Origin of the sequence: Mycobacterium sp. E183 (assembly GCF_001667735.1) — a bacterium.
Taxonomy (GTDB): Bacteria; Actinomycetota; Actinomycetes; order Mycobacteriales; family Mycobacteriaceae; genus Mycobacterium.
This window is the reverse complement of sequence record NZ_LZJN01000204.1, coordinates 106,517-123,648: the sequence shown is the minus strand read 5'-3', so window position 1 is coordinate 123,648 and position 17,132 is coordinate 106,517. Positions and strand designations below refer to the sequence as shown.

19 protein-coding genes are annotated in these 17,132 nt (G+C 70.5%); 7 read left to right on the top strand and 12 right to left on the bottom strand.

From position 1 onward, the window contains the following. Positions 1–28: 28 nt before the first annotated feature. From truB to A5691_RS25240, 3 genes are read right to left on the bottom strand one after another with little or no spacing between them, the layout of a single operon-like run. Complete coding sequence (gene truB, locus A5691_RS25250; protein WP_068018816.1) at positions 29–922, bottom strand: tRNA pseudouridine(55) synthase TruB; 894 nt, start codon at positions 920–922, stop codon at positions 29–31. Further along, complete coding sequence (locus A5691_RS25245) at positions 919–1,599, bottom strand: 4'-phosphopantetheinyl transferase (protein WP_067780292.1); 681 nt, start codon at positions 1,597–1,599, stop codon at positions 919–921. Before A5691_RS25245 ends, truB begins: the two co-directional genes overlap by 4 nt. After that, positions 1,596–2,573 (bottom strand): metallophosphoesterase, encoded by a 978-nt coding sequence (locus A5691_RS25240; protein WP_067759913.1) that lies wholly within the window; start codon positions 2,571–2,573, stop codon positions 1,596–1,598. The genes A5691_RS25245 and A5691_RS25240 overlap by 4 nt, the downstream gene beginning before the upstream one ends. Before the next feature lie 147 nt (positions 2,574–2,720). On the opposite strand from A5691_RS25240, the gene A5691_RS25235 reads away from it, so the two are divergent. Further along, positions 2,721–3,305, top strand: a complete 585-nt coding sequence (locus tag A5691_RS25235; protein WP_067759917.1) for a DUF3558 domain-containing protein — start codon at positions 2,721–2,723, stop codon at positions 3,303–3,305. A 27-nt stretch (positions 3,306–3,332) separates the two neighbouring features. After that, positions 3,333–5,057, top strand: coding sequence for a CocE/NonD family hydrolase (locus A5691_RS25230; RefSeq protein WP_068266836.1), 1,725 nt, complete (start codon positions 3,333–3,335; stop codon positions 5,055–5,057). Here A5691_RS25230 and A5691_RS25225 read toward each other — a convergent pair. Together A5691_RS25225 and A5691_RS25220 are read right to left on the bottom strand one after the other, a co-directional pair. Next, on the bottom strand, positions 5,016–5,588 hold the full coding sequence (locus A5691_RS25225) for a DUF1802 family protein (RefSeq protein WP_068015109.1): 573 nt from the start codon (positions 5,586–5,588) through the stop codon (positions 5,016–5,018). The two genes, A5691_RS25230 and A5691_RS25225, sit on opposite strands and share 42 nt — an antisense overlap. Further along, complete coding sequence (locus A5691_RS25220; protein WP_067759927.1) at positions 5,585–5,854, bottom strand: DUF2277 domain-containing protein; 270 nt, start codon at positions 5,852–5,854, stop codon at positions 5,585–5,587. The genes A5691_RS25225 and A5691_RS25220 overlap by 4 nt, the downstream gene beginning before the upstream one ends. A gap of 44 nt (positions 5,855–5,898) precedes the next feature. Here A5691_RS25220 and A5691_RS25215 point away from each other — a divergent pair, with 44 nt between their 5' ends. From A5691_RS25215 to A5691_RS25205, 3 genes are read left to right on the top strand one after another with little or no spacing between them, the layout of a single operon-like run. Beyond that, the gene (locus tag A5691_RS25215) at positions 5,899–6,648 is read left to right on the top strand and encodes an enoyl-CoA hydratase (protein ID WP_067759932.1); all 750 of its coding nucleotides are present in this window, start codon (positions 5,899–5,901) and stop codon (positions 6,646–6,648) included. 12 nt (positions 6,649–6,660) lie between these two features. Next, the gene (locus tag A5691_RS25210) at positions 6,661–7,032 is read left to right on the top strand and encodes a hypothetical protein (RefSeq protein ID WP_067780304.1); all 372 of its coding nucleotides are present in this window, start codon (positions 6,661–6,663) and stop codon (positions 7,030–7,032) included. Positions 7,033–7,054: 22 nt separating this feature from the next. Then, positions 7,055–7,636 (top strand): hypothetical protein, encoded by a 582-nt coding sequence (locus tag A5691_RS25205; RefSeq protein WP_068015112.1) that lies wholly within the window; start codon positions 7,055–7,057, stop codon positions 7,634–7,636. 12 nt (positions 7,637–7,648) lie between these two features. Here A5691_RS25205 and A5691_RS25200 read toward each other — a convergent pair whose 3' ends face one another. The 6 genes from A5691_RS25200 to rimP form a co-directional block, all read right to left on the bottom strand. Continuing rightward, a complete protein-coding gene (locus A5691_RS25200; protein ID WP_067759940.1) occupies positions 7,649–8,659 on the bottom strand; it encodes a bifunctional oligoribonuclease/PAP phosphatase NrnA in 1,011 nt (336 codons plus the stop codon). Next, the gene (gene rbfA / locus A5691_RS25195; protein ID WP_068015115.1) at positions 8,634–9,107 is read right to left on the bottom strand and encodes a 30S ribosome-binding factor RbfA; all 474 of its coding nucleotides are present in this window, start codon (positions 9,105–9,107) and stop codon (positions 8,634–8,636) included. Before rbfA ends, A5691_RS25200 begins: the two co-directional genes overlap by 26 nt. A gap of 107 nt (positions 9,108–9,214) precedes the next feature. Continuing rightward, positions 9,215–11,977: a translation initiation factor IF-2 gene (gene infB, locus A5691_RS25190; protein WP_068266834.1), complete on the bottom strand. Its 2,763-nt coding sequence runs from the start codon at positions 11,975–11,977 to the stop codon at positions 9,215–9,217. A 64-nt stretch (positions 11,978–12,041) separates the two neighbouring features. Beyond that, the gene (locus tag A5691_RS27660; protein WP_369830460.1) at positions 12,042–12,302 is read right to left on the bottom strand and encodes a YlxR family protein; all 261 of its coding nucleotides are present in this window, start codon (positions 12,300–12,302) and stop codon (positions 12,042–12,044) included. A gap of 208 nt (positions 12,303–12,510) precedes the next feature. Continuing rightward, positions 12,511–13,566: a transcription termination factor NusA gene (nusA, locus tag A5691_RS25185; protein WP_067759949.1), complete on the bottom strand. Its 1,056-nt coding sequence runs from the start codon at positions 13,564–13,566 to the stop codon at positions 12,511–12,513. After that, positions 13,566–14,090, bottom strand: coding sequence for a ribosome maturation factor RimP (gene rimP / locus A5691_RS25180; protein ID WP_067759954.1), 525 nt, complete (start codon positions 14,088–14,090; stop codon positions 13,566–13,568). The genes nusA and rimP overlap by 1 nt, the downstream gene beginning before the upstream one ends. A 202-nt stretch (positions 14,091–14,292) precedes the next feature. Here rimP and A5691_RS25175 point away from each other — a divergent pair, with 202 nt between their 5' ends. Further along, positions 14,293–14,829, top strand: a complete 537-nt coding sequence (locus A5691_RS25175) for a hypothetical protein (RefSeq protein WP_067749150.1) — start codon at positions 14,293–14,295, stop codon at positions 14,827–14,829. Beyond that, positions 14,826–15,272: a ferritin-like domain-containing protein gene (locus tag A5691_RS25170; protein ID WP_067749147.1), complete on the top strand. Its 447-nt coding sequence runs from the start codon at positions 14,826–14,828 to the stop codon at positions 15,270–15,272. The genes A5691_RS25175 and A5691_RS25170 overlap by 4 nt, the downstream gene beginning before the upstream one ends. A gap of 21 nt (positions 15,273–15,293) precedes the next feature. On the opposite strand, the gene A5691_RS25165 is transcribed toward A5691_RS25170, so the two are convergent. Further along, the gene (locus tag A5691_RS25165; protein ID WP_068016382.1) at positions 15,294–17,042 is read right to left on the bottom strand and encodes a proline--tRNA ligase; all 1,749 of its coding nucleotides are present in this window, start codon (positions 17,040–17,042) and stop codon (positions 15,294–15,296) included. Positions 17,043–17,132: the final 90 nt, after the last annotated feature.

The window sequence follows — 17,132 nt, the reverse complement described above, 5'->3', positions numbered from 1 at the left end:
CCACCGGGCGCTCGATGGGGACCCTTCGCTACAGCGTCGCCGGGCGGATCACCACCACCGACTTGGTCCGCGAGCCCTCGTCGCGCAGCAGCGCGATCACCCGGCCGCCGGCGTCGCAGGCGGCGTAGACGCCGTCGATGCCCGCCGGCGAGAGGCCTCGCCCGTTGGCCGCGGCCTCGGCCTCCTCGGCGGTCAGCTCGCGCCGCGGAAAGACCAGCAGGCACGCCTCGTCCAGGGTCAAGGACAGGGCGGGCCGCTCGGCCAGGTCTTCGAGCGAACGGGCCCGCTCCAGCGTGAAGCGGCCCACGCGGGTGCGCCGCAGGGCCGTCAGATGTCCGCCCACGCCGAGTGCGGCGCCGACGTCGCGGGCCAGGGCGCGAACGTAGGTGCCCGACGAGCAGTCGACTTCCACGTCGACGTCGACGAAGGGACCATCGGAGCGAACGTCGCACACCTCGAAGCGGTCGATGCGGACCGGCCGGGCCGCGAGTTCGACGGCCTGGCCCTCGCGAACCAGCCGGTAGGCGCGGCGGCCGTCCACCTTGATGGCGCTCACCGCCGACGGCACCTGGTCGATCTCACCGCGTAGGCCGGCGACCGCGGTGTCGATCTCCCCGCGCGTCAGGTGCGCGGCCGAAACGCTGTGCAGCACTTCCCCTTCGGCGTCCTCGGTGGACGTGGTCTGCCCGAGCCGGATGGTGGCGGCGTACGACTTGGAAGCGGCCGTCAGCAGGCCGAGGATCTTGGTGGCGCGGTCCACGCCGATCACCAGCACGCCGGTGGCCATCGGGTCCAGCGTCCCGGCGTGCCCCACCCTGCGGGTGGCGAAGATGCGACGGCAGCGCCCCACCACGTCGTGACTGGTCATCCCGGCCGGTTTGTCGACGATGACCAACCCAGGGCCGGCAGGGCTCGACGTCATAGCACGATGGCGGTCAGCACCAGTCCCCGCTCCACCGACCACCGGCCCCGCAGCGCGGTCAGCGGTGGCCCGTCGAGCGCCTGCCCGTCGATCAGGATCTTGGACACGAACACCCCGGTCGTCCCGCCGTCGGGCGGGTCGAGGTCGAACACGATGTGGGCGTCCTCGAAACCCAGCCAGCGCTTGGTCAATGGAAACCAGGCCTTGTACGTTGCCTCCTTGGCGCAGAACAGGATTCGGTCCCAGTGCAGGCCCGCGGGCAGCGCCGCCATCTCGTGGCGCTCCTCGGGCAGGCTGATCGCGTTCAGCACGCCGTCGGGCAACACGTCGTGCGGTTCGGCGTCGATGCCCAGCGAGCGCACCGCCTCGGTGCGGCCCACGACCGCGCCGCGGTAGCCGGTGCAGTGGGTGAGGCTGCCCACCACGCCGTCGGGCCAGCACGGTTCGCCCTTGTCGCCCTTGAGGATCGGCACCGGCGGCAGGCCGAGTTCGCCCATCGCCACGCGGGCGCAGTGCCTGACGGTGATGAACTCGTTGCGCCGCTTGGCGACCGACTTGGCGATCAGCGGCTCCTCCTCGGGCAGCGGGGCCAGATCGGGCGGGTCGGAATACAGCTCGGAGTAGGCCAGCTCGCGCGCGTCGGGCAGTACCGAGGAGACCAGCAACTGCTCGGTCATCGGGACTGCCGCTGCCGCAACCGTTCCCGGAACTGCGCGGCCTGCTGCCGCATCTCGGGGGTGATCTCGAAATGGCCGCCAAAGTCGTTGAGGTAGCCCGGCGCGTACTGCGGGTCGGGCAGCACCTGGCGCAACCAGCTGTGCGGCTTGCGGCGCCGCCATTCCCGCGGGTAGCCCACCGACACCTCCTCGAAGCGCACGTCGTCGTACCAGGTGGTCCGCGGGATGTGCAGGTGGCCGTAGACCGAACAGACGGCGTTGTATCGCGTGTGCCAGTCGGCGGTCTTGGTGGTTCCGCACCACAGCGAGAACTCGGGATAGAACAGCGCGTCGCAGGGTTCGCGCACCATCGGGAAATGGTTCACCAGAACCGTCGGCGTCATCCAGTCGAGTTGCTCGAGGCGGGCCCGAGTGGCGGCGAGCCGCTCCCGGCACCAGGCCTCCCGGGTCGGGTACGGCTCCGGCGAGAGCAGGAATTCGTCGGTGGCGACGACGTTGCGCTCCCGCGCGATGGTCAGGCCCTCCGCTTTGCTCGTCGCACCCTCGGGCAAGAAGCTGTAGTCGTAGAGCAGGAACATCGGCACGATCGTGGCGGGGCCGCCGCGCTCGGTCCACACCGGGAAGGGATGTTCGGGGGTGACGACGCCCATCTCGTCGCACATGTTGACCAGGTAGTCATAGCGGGACTTGCCGAAGATCTGCACCGGGTCGCGGGTGGTGGTCCACAGCTCGTGATTGCCGGGCACCCAGATCACCTTCGCGAATCGGCGGCGCAGCAGGTCAAGCGCCCAGCGGATCTCGTCGGTGCGTTCGGCGACGTCGCCGGCGACGATCAGCCAATCGTCCGGCGAGGACGGGTGCAGGGATTCGGTGACGGGCTTGTTGCCGAGGTGCCCGGTGTGCAGGTCGGAGACGGCCCACAGCGTCGGTTGTCCCCCGTTGGGCGATTCGTGCCCCGCATTTTGACCAGCCACGATTAACCAGCCTAATGACCCGCGGTCGCGGGCCGGCCAGGACCGGCCCTTGCCCGCGGCATTAGAACGTGTTCTTGTTTCCCTGTGGCCTCACCGACGCGACTTGTACACTCCCGGCAAAGGAGCGCCGAGCCGTCAGGGGGTGTCGTGTTCGCCAAGGTGCGTCTGATCGGGGCGGTGGGCGCCCTGGTCGCAGCGGCCGTAGCAGGCACCGCGGGATGGCTGGGGGCCGCGCCGGGGCCCGAGGGCGGTGGGCGCGTCGAGCTGCGCTCGACCGCGGCGCCGATGGAGACCACGATGAAGAGCCCGATCGTGGCGACCACCGACCCGCGCCCCTTCGACGCGTGCGAGGACATCCCGTTCGACGTGATCCAGCGGCTCGGGCTGGGATTCACACCGCCCGAACACGAAGACGGCCTGCGCTGCCACTTCGACGCGGGTAACTACCAGGTGGCCGTCGAGCCGATCATCTGGCGCACCTACGAGGAGACGCTGCCGCCCGACGCCGTCGAGACGACGATCGCGGGCCACCGCGCCGCGCAGTACTGGGTGCTCAAGCCGACATACCACAACAGCTACTGGTATTACTCCTGCATGACCGTGTTCAAGACCAGCTACGGCGTGCTGCAGCAGGCGCTGTACTACTCGACGGTCTACTCCAATCCCGAGGTGGACTGCATGTCCACCAATCTGCAGCGCGCCAACGACCTGGCGCCTTACTACAAGTTCTAGGGACCGGCGGGCCTTAACCTGGGCACCGTGAGTATCACCTCCACGCGACCAGCCCAGCCCGCCCTGCACACCCTGCGGCACGTCGGCGCCAAGGCCGCCGGCCGGCTGCTGGGGCTGCGGCCCGCGACGATGGACTACACCGTCGAACGTGTGCGGGTGCCCATGCGCGACGGGGTCGACCTGGTGGCCGATCACTACGCGCCGGCCACCGCGTCGGCCGCCGGCACCGTGCTGGCCCGAGGCCCTTACGGGCGCGCGTTGCCGTTCTCGCTGCTGTTCGGGGCGCTGTACGCAAGCCGCGGCTACCACGTCGTGTTGCAGAGCGTGCGCGGCACGTTCGGGTCGGGCGGGGCATTCGAGCCGATGGCCAACGAGGCCGCCGACGGCGCCGACACCGTGGCCTGGCTGCGCGAGCAGCCCTGGTTCACCGGCAGCTTCGCCACCGTCGGCCTGTCCTACCTCGGGTTCACCCAGTGGGCGCTACTGACCGATCCCCCACCGGAGCTGGCCGCGGCCGTCATCACGGTGGGGCCGCACGATTTCAACGAATCCGTCTGGGGCACAGGCTCGTTCGCCATCAACGACTTCCTGGGCTGGAGCGACATGGTGGCCCACCAGGAGGACCCGATCCGGGCGCGGTCCGCGCTGCGCCAGCTGCAGAACCGCGGCAAGGTGGCACAGGCGGCCCTCGGGCTGCCGGTCGGCGAGACGGCTCGCGCGCTGCTCGGCGCGGGCGCGCCGTGGTTCGAGTCGTGGGTGGAGCACACCGATCCGGGCGACCCGTTCTGGGACGCGCTGCGCTGCGGCGCCGCGCTGGACCGGGCCGAGGTGCCCGTGCTGCTGATCGGCGGCTGGCAGGACATCTTCGTCAGGCAGACGCTGCAGCAGTACGCGCACCTGCGCGGCCGGGGCCTCGACGTCGCGCTCACCATGGGCCCGTGGACGCACGCCCAGGTGCTCACCACCGGATTGAGCACCTGCATGCGGGAGTCGCTGGACTGGCTGGACACCCACCTGGGCGGCGCGTCCGCGGACCGGCCCAGCCGGGTGCGGGTCTGCGTCACCGGGCAGGGCTGGCGCAACGTGCCCGACTGGCCGCCGGCCACCACCGAACGCGCGCTGTACCTGCGGCCGGGCGGCCACCTCGGCGAGACCGCGCCGACGGACCTGACGCGTCTGGCACCGGCGACCTTCCGCTACGACCCCGCCGACCCCACCCCTACCACGGGCGGACCGTTGCTCTCGCCGAACGGCGGCTACCGCGACGACAGCCGGCTCGCCGCGCGCGACGACGTGCTGGCCTTCACCAGCCTCACCCTCACCCACGACCTCTGCGTCTACGGGAGCCCGGTGGTCGAGCTGGCGCACGGCGCGGACAACCCCCACGTCGACCTGTTCGTCCGGGTGAGCGAGGTCGACTTCAAGGGCCGATCGAAGAACGTCAGCGACGGCTACCGGCGGCTGGACGCCGCCGCCAAGAACGCAAAGAACTCGAAGAAAACCCTCCGCATCGAGCTCGACGGCGTCGCCCACCGCTTCCGCGCCGGCTCCCGCATCCGGGTGCTGATCGCCGGCAGCTGGTTCCCCCGTTACGCGCGCAACCTGGGCACCGACGAGCCGATCCTGACGGGCCGGCAGTCCAGGCCGGCCACCCACACCGTGCGCTACGGCCGCTCCCGGCTGCTGCTGCCCGTCGGCCCGCTCGACCTGTCAGCCAACGGCGCGGCGGACGCGGGCGGCGACCTCGGCTAGCGCCGCGGCGTCATGAACGGGCGCCCCGAACGGCGCCCGCACGGGCAGCTCCACCCAGCTCTTGCAGCCGCCGTAGTCGGGTGCGCGGGTGATGTCCACCGGCTCGGCCAACGGATGCACCGACACCACCAGCACCGCCAGCTTGTGCTTCGGGCGGAAGTCCAGCCGGTCGGCGCGCACCGAATCGGCGGTCCAGATGTGCAGGTCCTCGATCGACGGCAGGCCTTCGGGCTGGTTAACCGGCACCGCCGCAACGACTTTCGCCGCCGCCCGGATCACCAGGCGATCCTCGGCGCTGTCGGCGGCGGCCGCCTCGAGCAGGTCGCGATGCTCGGGCCGGACGCGCTCCGCGTGGCTGTGCGCGACCGTCGGGAACAACAGGAACTCGTCGGCGGCCAGCTCGAAGCGCTTCTCCCCGATGCCGCCCTTGCGCAGCAGCACCCGCTGCCGCCCGTCCAGCAGGGCGTGCACCGCCGCGCTCCACTCCTTCAGCGCGGGCGTCGCGGTTCCGGTGGTGGTCGTCTGCGTCATTGCGCGTTCTCGAGGCGGGCGATCACTGCGGGCCGGCGCAGCGGCGGGACCGTCTTGGGCGGCTGCCGTCGCGGGGGCAGCGCCGCCAACAACCGCGTCGTCGTCTCGGTCACCTCGGCGACGGCGGCTTCGAACGCCTCGGCGTTGATCGCCGACGGGTGGGTGATGCCGCTGACCTTGCGGACGTACTGGCGCGCCGCCGCCGCGATTTCCTGCGGCGTGGCCGCGGGCTGCAAGCCCCTCAGCTCGGTGATGTTCCGGCACATGGGATCCACGATAGGCGCCGCGAGTCACCCTCTACGGTGAACACATGACCGATGACATCCTGCTGATCGAGACCGACGAGCGGGTGCGCACCCTGACCCTCAATCGGCCGCAGTCCCGCAACGCGCTGTCCTCCGCGCTGCGGGATCGGTTCTTCGGGGCCCTCGCCGACGCGGAAACCGACGACGACGTCGACGTCATCATCGTCACCGGCACCGACCCGGTGTTCTGCGCGGGCCTGGACCTCAAGGAGCTGGGGGGTTCCTCGGCTCTTCCGGACATCTCCCCGCGGTGGCCACCGCTGAGCAAGCCGGTCATCGGTGCGATCAACGGCGCCGCGGTGACCGGCGGACTGGAGCTGGCCCTGTACTGCGACATCCTGATCGCCTCGGAGAACGCCCGGTTCGCCGACACCCACGCCCGCGTGGGCCTGCTGCCCACCTGGGGGCTGAGCGTGCGGCTGCCGCAGAAGGTGGGCGTCGGCCTGGCCCGGCGCATGAGCATGACCGGGGACTACCTGTCGGCGGCCGACGCGCTGCGCGCCGGGCTGGTGACCGAGGTGGTGCCGCACGAGGCGCTGTCGGGCACCGCCCGCGCCGTGGCGGCGTCGATCGTCGGCAACAACCAGGACGCGGTGCGGGCGCTGCTGGCGTCCTATCACCGGATCGACGACGCGCAGACCAGCGCGGGCTTGTGGCAGGAGGCGATGGCGGCCCGCCGGTTCCGGACCAGTGGCGACGACATCGCCGCCAACCGCGAGGCGGTGCTGCAGCGCGGCCGGGCCCAGGTCCGTTAGCCGGCCGAACTGATGACGCAATTCCCGCCGCCTCAGCGGCGCGGACGAGCGACCGCGGACACCGTCGCGACCGTGCTGCTCTTCGTCGTGCAGCTGGTGGTCAGTGCCGGGGCGTTCGCCTTGGCATTGTTGTCCTCGATGTGGTTGATGCTGCCGATATGCAGCGATAACTGCGACAGCCCCGGTGTCACCCACTTCGTCCACCGCACCTTCGCCGGGACGGTCGTCATCGTCGCCGGAATAGCCGTGGGACTGCTGGTGTCATGCGTCGGGGCGCTGGTCGCGGGTGCTCGCCGACGCCCCGGGATGTGGAAATGGCCGGCATTAGGCCTGGTCATGGCCCTCGGGTCCGTTTTGATCGCCGCTGGTTTATGGGTGAACTGAGGTCAACCCATACGATCAGCTGATGCGTACGGTCGTCTACGTCACCGTGAGGGTCCTGGTGGGCGCTCTGGCGCTCGCGTCCGCGCTCGCGGGGCCCGCGTTGCCGCGCGCGGCCGCGCTGCCACCGGCGGGCTTTCCCAGCCTGGACGGTTTCGCCCCGGTCCCGGCGGACGGCTACGTGGCCAGCTCCGGGCCGGGCACCCCGCCCCGAATCAGTTTCTCCACCCCGTACTCGCTGGCGTGCGACTTCTACGGCGGGCCGGCGCCCGCGCCGCAGCCGTCACAGGACATCAAGTGCAAGGGCGACATGCCCGGGATCGACGACGTTCCCGTCCTCGGCGGGCGCCCGCACCCGGGCGACTGCCTGGTGGGTTCCGCTGAGTTCAAGGGGCCGGGCTACCAATTGAGCCGCATGTCCTACGGCGGATGCGACGGCAACCCCGCGGCTCTTCCCCCGGGCGGCAAGTTGCTCGGAGTGGGCCAGAAGCTGACGTACCTGAACGTCACGTGCGCCGTCGGCGCCGACAACCTGGTGGCCTGCCTGGACACCACCAGCGGCGACCACGGATTCGTGCTGCAGCGCGCGGGCAGCTGGGCGTTCTAGCCCAACGGCGTCCTAGCCCAGGGCACTGCGCAGCGAAGCCACCGCGTCCTCGATCGGGCCGCTCGTCGAATAGCCGGCGGCCAGCCGGTGACCGCCCCCGCCGAACGCGGACGCGACCGCCGCCAGGTCCACCTCGGCCTTGGCCCGCATCGACACCGACCACTGCAGCGGGTCGACCTCCTTGAACACCGCGGCCACCTCCGCCTGCTGCGTGGTGCGCACGATGTCGACGATGCTCTCGACTTCCTCGGGCCGCGAACTGATCCAATCCTGGTGTCGGACAACCGCGTACACCAGCCCCCGACCACCGGCGGCGTCGGGCAGCAGGTGCGCGGAACCCAGCACGCGGGAGAGCAGCGGCAGCCAGTCGAAGGGGTGGCTGTCCATCAGCGTCCGGCTGATCGCCGCGTTGTCCACGCCCGCCTCCACCAGCCGGGCCGCCAGCCGAAGGGCGCGGGCGGTGGCCCAGCGGAAGGACCCGGTGTCGGTGGTCAGCCCGGCATAGATGCAGTGCGCGACGTCCGGTTCGATCGGCTTGTCCCACGCGTCGAGGATGTCGGCGATCAACATCGTGGTCGAATCCGCCGACACGTCAACGAAGTTCGCGGTGCCGAACAGCTCGTTGGAGGCGTGGTGGTCGATCACCAGCGATTCGCGGCCCGGACCGGCCAGCTCGCTCAGCGCGCCGAGCCGCTTGACGCTCGGAACGTCAACGGTGACAACCAAATCGACGTCGCGCCGCATCGCATCCGCGGCCACCAGCAATCCACAGCCGGGCAGCGAGGCCAGCGACTCGGGCAGCGTCGCGGGCTCGGCGAAACCGACCTCGACGCTTTTGCCGCACTTGTCCAGCACCAAGGCCAGCGCCAGCCCGGCGCCGATGGTGTCGGCGTCGGGGTGGACGTGGGCGACCACCGCGATGGTTTCGGCGGCGGAAAGCAATTCGACCGCGCCGCGGGCGTCGACGCGTGCCCCGGCTGCCGCGGCGCGGGACAGCTCAGTCTTCGCGTCGGTCGCCGTCACCGGTGTCCTCGTCGCTTGCCCCGCTGGGACGGTAAGGATCGGCATCCCCGGCCGGCTTGGCACCCGATCGGACGCGCGCCAGGTCCGCGTCCGCGGCGCGGGCGCGCGCCAGCAACTCGTCCATCCGCTGCACGGTGTCCAACGTGGTGTCGCGGTTGAAGGTCAGGGTCGGCGTGAAGCGCACACCGGTGCCCGCCCCCACCATGGTGCGCAGCGCGCCCTTGGCCCGCTCCAGCGCGGCCGCCGCGGCGGCGTAGTCCGGCTCGTCGTCCAGGGTGCGGCCCATCACGGTGTAGAACACCGTCGCATCGTGCAGGTCGGCGGTGACCTTCGTGTCGACGATGGTCACCCCGTCGAGCCCCGGATCCTTGATCTCGAATTCGATCGCCGATGCGACGATCGTGTTGATGCGTTTGGCCAGTCGGCGCGCCCGGGCGGGGTCGGCCATTATGAATTCACCGCCTTCTCCTCATCACTTCGTTCTGCATCGTCGGCGGCGGTATGAATTCACCGCCTTCTCCTCATCACTTCGTTCTGCATCGTCGGCGGTGGCGGTCAGGCGCGCTCCTTCTGCACGAGCTCGTAGGACTCGATGATGTCGCCTTCCTTGATGTCGGAGTAGCCCAGCGTCATACCGCACTCGAAGCCCTCCCGCACCTCGGTCACGTCGTCCTTCTCCCGGCGCAGCGAGTTGATCGTGAGGTTTTCGGTGACCACGACGTTGTCCCGCAACAAGCGGGCCTTCGCGTTGCGCCGCACCACCCCGGAGCTGATCATGCAGCCGGCGATGATGCCGACCTTGGAGGACCGGAAGATCGCGCGGATCTCGGCGCGACCCAGCTCCTGCTCCTCGTAGATCGGCTTGAGCATGCCGCGCAAGGCCTTCTCGATGTCGTCGATCGCCTGGTAGATCACCGAGTAGTAGCGGATCTCCACACCCTCGCGGTTGGCCAGCTCCGTCGCCTTGCCCTCGGCGCGCACGTTGAACCCGATGATCACCGCGTCCGACGCCGACGCCAGGTTGACGTTGGTTTCGGTGATGCCACCGACGCCACGGTCGATGACGCGCAGTTCCACCTCGTCGTCGACCTGGATGCCCATCAGGGCCTCCTCGAGCGCCTCGACCGTACCGGCGTTGTCGCCCTTGAGGATCAGGTTCAGCTGGCTGGTTTCCTTCAGCGCCGAGTCCAGGTCCTCCAGGCTGATGCGCTTGCGGGACCGCGCCGCCAGCGCGTTGCGCCTGCGGGCGCTGCGCCGGTCGGCGATCTGGCGAGCGATGCGGTCTTCGTCGACGACCAGGAAGTTGTCACCGGCGCCCGGGACCGACGTGAAGCCGATGACCTGCACCGGCCGCGACGGCAACGCCTCCTCGACGTCGTCGCCGTGCTCGTCGACCATGCGGCGAACCCGACCGTACGCGTCGCCGGCCACCACCGAGTCGCCGACGCGCAGCGTGCCGCGCTGCACCAGCACCGTCGCGACCGGGCCGCGGCCGCGGTCCAGGTGCGCCTCGATCGCCACGCCCTGGGCCTCCATGTCGGGGTTGGCCCGCAGGTCCAGGGCCGCGTCGGCGGTCAGCAGCACCGCCTCTTCGAGCGCTTCGATGTTCGTGCCCTCCTTCGCCGAGATGTCGACGAACATCGTGTCGCCACCGAAATCCTCGGCCACCAAACCGTATTCAGTGAGCTGTGCCCGGATCTTGGCCGGGTCGGCGCCCTCCTTGTCGATCTTGTTGACGGCCACCACGATCGGCACGTCGGCCGCCTGCGCGTGGTTGATGGCCTCCACCGTCTGCGGCATCACGCCGTCGTCGGCGGCGACCACCAGGATGGCGATGTCGGTGGCCTTCGCGCCGCGGGCACGCATGGCGGTGAACGCCTCGTGTCCCGGGGTGTCGATGAAGGTGATCAGCCGCTCGTTGCCGTCGAGGTCGACCGAGACCTGGTAGGCACCGATGTGCTGGGTGATGCCACCGGCCTCGGCCTCACGCACGCTGGCGTTCCGGATCGTGTCCAGCAGCCGCGTTTTACCGTGGTCGACGTGACCCATCACGGTCACCACCGGCGGCCGGGTCTGCAGGTCTTCCTCGCCGCCCTCGTCCTCGCCGTAGGTCAGGTCGAACGACTCCAGCAGCTCGCGGTCCTCGTCCTCCGGGCTGACGACCTGGACGACGTAGTTCATCTCGCTGCCCAGCAGCTCGAGCGTCTCGTCGCCGACCGATTGGGTGGCCGTCACCATCTCGCCGAGGTTGAACAACGCCTGCACCAGCGAGGCCGGGTTGGCGTTGATCTTGTCGGCGAAGTCGGAGAGCGACGCGCCGCGGGCCAGCCGGATCGTCTCGCCGTTGCCGTGCGGCAACCGCACGCCGCCGACGACCGGCGCCTGCATGTTCTCGTATTCGGCGCGTTTCGCCCGCTTGGACTTGCGGCCGCGTCGGGGCGCACCCCCGGGACGGCCGAACGCGCCGGCCGCGCCGCCGCGCTGACCGGGGCGGCCGCCGCCGCCACCGCCGCCACCGGGACGGCCTCGAAAACCTCCCGCACCGCCGCCACCCCCGGGCGGGGCCCCAACTCCACCACCGCCGCGGTAGTTGCCACCGCCGCCGTCACGACCGCCGGGGCCGCCGGGGCGCCCACCGCCGGGCCGCGGCGCACCGGGCCCGGCCGGGCGGCCCTGACCGGCGGCGCCGCCGGGACGGGGCGGCATGTTGCCGGGCGAAGCGCCGGGACGCGGCGCACCGGGCCGGGGCGCCCCGGGGCGGGGCACCGGGCGCGGGATCGGCCGGTCGACGGGCTGCGCGGACGAGAACGGGTTGTTGCCGACGCGCGGGGTGCGCACGCCGGGCTTCGGCGCCGGACCGGGGCGCGGACCCGGCGTCATGCCGGGTTGGGGTCCGGGCTGGCCGGCCGGCTGGCCGGGCGCGGGCGGCTTCGGCTGCCCGGGCTGTCCCGGTGAGGGGCGGCCGGGCACCGGCCCGGGACGGGCCGGCGCTTCGGTGGGCGCGGCCGGGGCGGCCTGCGCCGTGGCCGTCGTCGCTGCGCCGGCGGCCTCGCCGTTGCCGATGGCCTTGTCGAGTGCCTGGTCGAGCGATTTGTCCGGTCCCCGGACGGGAGCCTTGGCGGCCGCCTTGGCCGCGGTCTTCTGGGGAGCCGCCTTGCCGCCCCCGAAGGATTCGCGCAGTCGACGAGCGACCGGCGCCTCCACCGTTGACGATGCGGATTTTACGAATTCGCCCTGTTCATTCAGCCGGGCGAGGACTTCCTTGCTGGTGACACCGAGTTCCTTAGCCAACTCGTGTACGCGGGCCTTACCTGCCACTACATCTCCTGTCTATGAGGCGACAGTCGTGGGGCCGCGCCTCGGGTTTAGCTATGACGCATGGTCATCGGGACTTCACGGTGTGCTCATGTTCTTTGCTGCCTCTTCTGTTGGTGCCGAGACGATCGGGCGCGCCTAGAGACTCTAGGTGCTCGACCACCGCGGACACGTCCGGGGAACCGGCGATGCGCAGCGCTCTGGTGAAAGCCCGCCGCCGAATCGCCTGTTGCACGCACTGCGATGCGGGATGCAGCCACGCACCCCGCCCCGGCAGGCTACTCCTGGTGTCAACGATCACGGCATATTCGCCGTTCCCGCGCGACACAGCCACTACGCGAAGCAGTTCGACGACCAACTCTCGCTTCCGGCACCCGACACACGTCCGGACGGGTCCGTCCACACGCCTGTGCGCCGAGACCGAAGGCTCACGCTGGATCACGGCTCAGTCTAGCGTCACTTACCCGATCGTCAGAACCGCCCGACGGTGCTGGGCGCTCTCCCCCGCGGCCGCCCTGGCGGGCGGGGTTGCTGCGCTAACGCTCGTGCGCCATCGGATGGGTGGCGCCGTGTTCGGGGTGAGCTTGCGAATGCGCCTCGGAACCACCCGGCGTATCGCCGCGGATGTCGATGCGCCACCCGGTGAGGCGGGCGGCCAACCGCGCGTTCTGGCCCTCCTTGCCGATGGCCAGCGACAGCTGGAAATCGGGCACCACCACGCGGGCGGCCCGCGCGCTCTGGTCGATGATCGACACGGAGACCACCTTGGCCGGTGACAGGGCGTTGGCGACGAAGCGCGACGGGTCGTCGTCGTAGTCGATGATGTCGATCTTCTCCCCGGACAGCTCGCTCATCACGTTGCGGACCCGCTGTCCCATCGGGCCGATGCAGGCCCCCTTCGCGTTCAGGCCGGGAACATTGGATTTCACCGCGATCTTGGAGCGATGGCCGGCCTCGCGCGCGACCGCGACGATCTCGACCGAGCCGTCGGCGATCTCGGGAACCTCCAGGGAGAACAGCTTGCGCACCAGGTTCGGATGCGTCCGCGACAGCGTGATCATCGGCTCACGGGCGCCGCGGGTCACACCGATCACGTAGCACCGCACCCGGTTGCCGTGTTCGTAGCTTTCGCCGGGGACCTGTTCGGCCGCCGGGATCACGCCCTCGGAGGCCTTGGTTTCGGTGCCCATCCGCACCACCACCAGACCGCGGGCGTTGGCGCGGCTGTCCCGCTGGATGACGCCCGCGACGATCTCCCCCTCGCGGGTGGAGAACTCGCCATAGGTGCGCTCGTTCTCCGCGTCCCGGAACCGCTGCAGCATGACCTGCCGCGCGGTGGTCGCCGCGATGCGGCCGAAACCCTCGGGGGTGTCGTCCCATTCGCTGATGACGTTGCCGTCCTCATCGGTCTCGCGGGCGACGACCTTCACGACACCGGTCTTGCGGTCGATCTCGATGCGGGCGTCGTTCTGGTGGCCCTCGGTGTGCCGGTAGGCGGTGAGCAGCGCCGACTTGATCGTCTCGAGTAGCTCGGTGACCGAGATGCCCCGATCCACCTCGATGGCATGCAGCGCCGCCATGTCGATGTTCATCAGCGCCGCTCCTTCCTGTCGGCCTGGCCCGCCAAGTCCAGCTCCGCCTGGGCGGGGGGCGAAAACTCCACCTGGACAACGGCTTTGGCGATATCGGCGAGCGGAATGTCGCGCACCCGGTAGTCACGGCCTTCGCGGACCACCAGGGCGACCGCGTGATCGTGGGTCTCGCCGACGCGCCCCGTCAGCCGCGAACCGTCCGACAGGTCCACGTCGACCTTCCTGCCACGGGCGCGGCGGAAGTGTTTGGCACTGGTCAGCGGGCGGTCCACGCCCGGCGAGCTCACCTCGAGCACATACCGGTCCCGGATGCCGTCCATGCCGTCCAGCAAAGTCGACGCTGAGCGCGACAGCGTCGCGATGGTGTCCAGGTCGAGCGCGTCGTCACCGTCGGCGACCACCATGATCCGCGGGGGGCGCGTCCGGGCGTCGATGACCACGTCTTCGATCTCGTATCCGGCGCGCGCGAACTCATCACCGAGTAGCTCGATCACCTGCGTCTGCGAAGGTAGCCCGGTGGTCACGGCGAGCTCCTCATCTTGAGTTGTCCGGTCAGCTGGAGGGTGTCGCCGCCCCGTGGTTTGGGGGCGGCTCCAGTGTCCTGGCGGAACGCGAGGGCTGCCGTTCCGCGAGAGCCAGCTATCAACGATACGCCAGGAATCGCCTCTGACGACCCGATCGCGCCTGGCTTCGTAACCGCCGCCGCGCCGATGGCAGGATGTGGTTGTGGCTAGCGCAGTTCCCCCCGTCAACCGGCGTGGTGTGCTCGCCGGCGGCGTGGCTCTGGCGGCGCTCGGGGTGGTCACCTCCGCCTGCGGCGAATCCCCGCCGAAGCCCCCGGCCGTCGAAGAGCTGCTGGGGCCGTTGGATCAGGCCCGCAAGGACAGCGCGCTGGCCGGTGCCGCCGCAGCGGCCGTCGGCAATCCACCGCAGATCGCCGCCGCGCTGGCGGTGGTGGCGAATCAACGCGCCGCGCATGCCCGCGCGCTGTCGACGGAGATCTCGCGGGCAGCCGGCAAGATCACCAGCTCGTCGACCAGCGAGACGACGAGCCCCAGCCCGAGCGCGGCCGAGCCGCCGGGACCGCCGCCGCCCCCACCCCCGGTGTCCGACGTGATCAACGCGTTGCGGGCGTCGGCGGACAGCGCCAGCCGCCTGGTGGCGGGGGAATCGGGCTACCGGGCCGGGCTGCTGGCGTCGATCATCGCGTCCTGCACGGCCTCGTACACGGTCGCCCTGGTGCCCGGGGGCCCCTCGATATGAGCTCCGGCAAGGACGCCGACAACGCGGCGCTGTGCGACGCGCTGGCCATCGAACACTCGACGATCTACGGCTACGGCATGGTCTCGGCGCTGTCGCCGCCCAGCGTGAACGGCATGGTGGTGGAGGCCCTGTTGCAGCACCGGCAGCGCCGCGACGACGTGATCGCGATGCTGACCGCCCGCAAGGTCAACGCCCCGGTCGCCGCCCCGGGCTACCAGCTGCCGATGCTGATCGGCAGTGCCGCGGACGCGGCGCGGCTGGCCGCCCGGATGGAGAACGACTGCGCGTCGGCGTGGCGGGTGGTGATCGAGCACGCCGAGACGGCCGACGACCGCGCCTTCTCCTCGACGGCTTTGACGCAGAGCGCCGTAATGGCCGCCCGCTGGAACCGCGTGCTGGGCGCGTGGCCCATCACGACGAGCTTCCCGGGCGGAAACGACTAGCGCCGCAAGGGGTTTCGCGCATTACCCGCTCAGCGCGGCCGTGACGTCGGTGGCCAGCGACGGCCCGGTGGCCAGCTCGCGCGTCTGGCCGGCGAAGCGGTCACGCAGCTCGACCACGCCGTTGCCCCAGCCGCGGCCCACCACCAGGATCCAGGGCACGCCCAGCAACTCGGCGTCCTTGAACTTCACCCCCGGCGACGCCTGCCGGTCGTCGAGAAGCACCTCGACGCCCAACCGGTCCAGGTCGGCGGCGAGCTCGGTGGCTCCGGCCCGCGCGTCCGCGTCCTTGTTGGCGATCACCAGGTGCACGTCGAACGGCGAGACGGACGGGGGCCAGCGCAGGCCCAGCTCGTCGTGGTGTTGTTCGGCGATCACCGCCACCATCCGCGACACCCCGAAGCCGTAGGACCCCATGGTCAGCCGCACCGGCTTGCCGTCCTCACCGAGCACGTCGGCGGTGAAGGCGTCGGTGTACTTGCGGCCGAGCTGGAAGATGTGCGCGACCTCGATCCCCCGGGCCGACACCAGCGGGCCGGCGCCGTCGGGGGACGGATCACCGTCGCGCACCTCGGCGGCCTCGATGGTGCCGTCGGCTGTGAAATCGCGTCCCGCCACCAGGCCGACGACGTGTCGGCCGGGCTCGTCCGCCCCGGTGATCCAACTGGTGCCGTCCACCACCCGCGGGTCGACCAGGTAGCGAACTCCGTTGTCCCGCAGCGCTTTCGGGCCGATATAGCCCTTCACCAGGAACGGATACCTGGCGAAGTCGCTGTCGTCGAGCAACGCGTATTCGGCCGGCTCCAGCGCCGCGCCCAGCCTCTTGTCGTCGACCTCGCGATCGCCCGGCAGCCCGATGGCCAGCAGCTCCCACTCCCCGCCGGGCTGCCGCACCTTGAGCAAGACGTTCTTCAGCGTGTCCGCGGCGGTGACGGTGCGGCCGAGGTCGGCGGTGTTGGCCCAGTCCACCAGCGTGGCGATGGTCGGGGTGTCACCGGTGTCGTGGACCACCGCCTCGGGCAGGCCATCGACGGGCTTGGCCTCCGGGCGGGCGGTGACGACGGCCTCGACGTTGGCCGCATACCCGGATTCCAGGCAGCGCACGAAGGTGTCTTCGCCGACCGGGCTTTCGGCCAGGAACTCCTCGGAGGCACTGCCGCCCATCGCTCCCGAGACCGCGGACACGATCACGTAGCGCACCTGGAGCCGATTGAGGATGCGCTGGTAGGCCTCCCGGTGCGCGTGGTAGGCGGCCTTGAGCCCGGCGTCGTCGATGTCGAACGAGTAGGAGTCCTTCATCACGAACTCGCGCACCCGCAGGATCCCCGCCCGCGGGCGCGCCTCGTCGCGGTACTTGTTCTGGATTTGGTAGAGCAGCACCGGAAAGTCTTTGTAGGAGCTGTATTCGCCCTTGACGGTCAGGGTGAACACCTCTTCGTGCGTCGGCCCGAGCAGGTAGTCGTTGCCGCGGCGGTCCTTGAGCCGGAACACGCCGTCGCCGTATTCGGTCCACCGGTTCGTCGTCTCGTACGGCGCGCGCGGCAGCAGGGCGGGAAACAGGATCTCCTGCCCGCCGATCGCGTTCATCTCCTCGCGGACGACCCGCTCGATCCGGCGCAGCACCCGCAGGCCGAGCGGCAGCCAGCTGTACAGCCCGGGCGCGACGGGCCGTATGTAGCCGGCCCGGATCAGTAGCTTGTGGCTGGGCACTTCGGCGTCGGCGGGATCGTCGCGCAACGTGCGCACAAAGAGCTCGGACATCCGGGTGATCACAGCGGGCCAGCCTAACTTGTCAGGGGTGGGCGCCTGGCAGCCGAGGACCCATGCCAGGATCCGCGGATTTGATATCGCCCGCGCTATCGA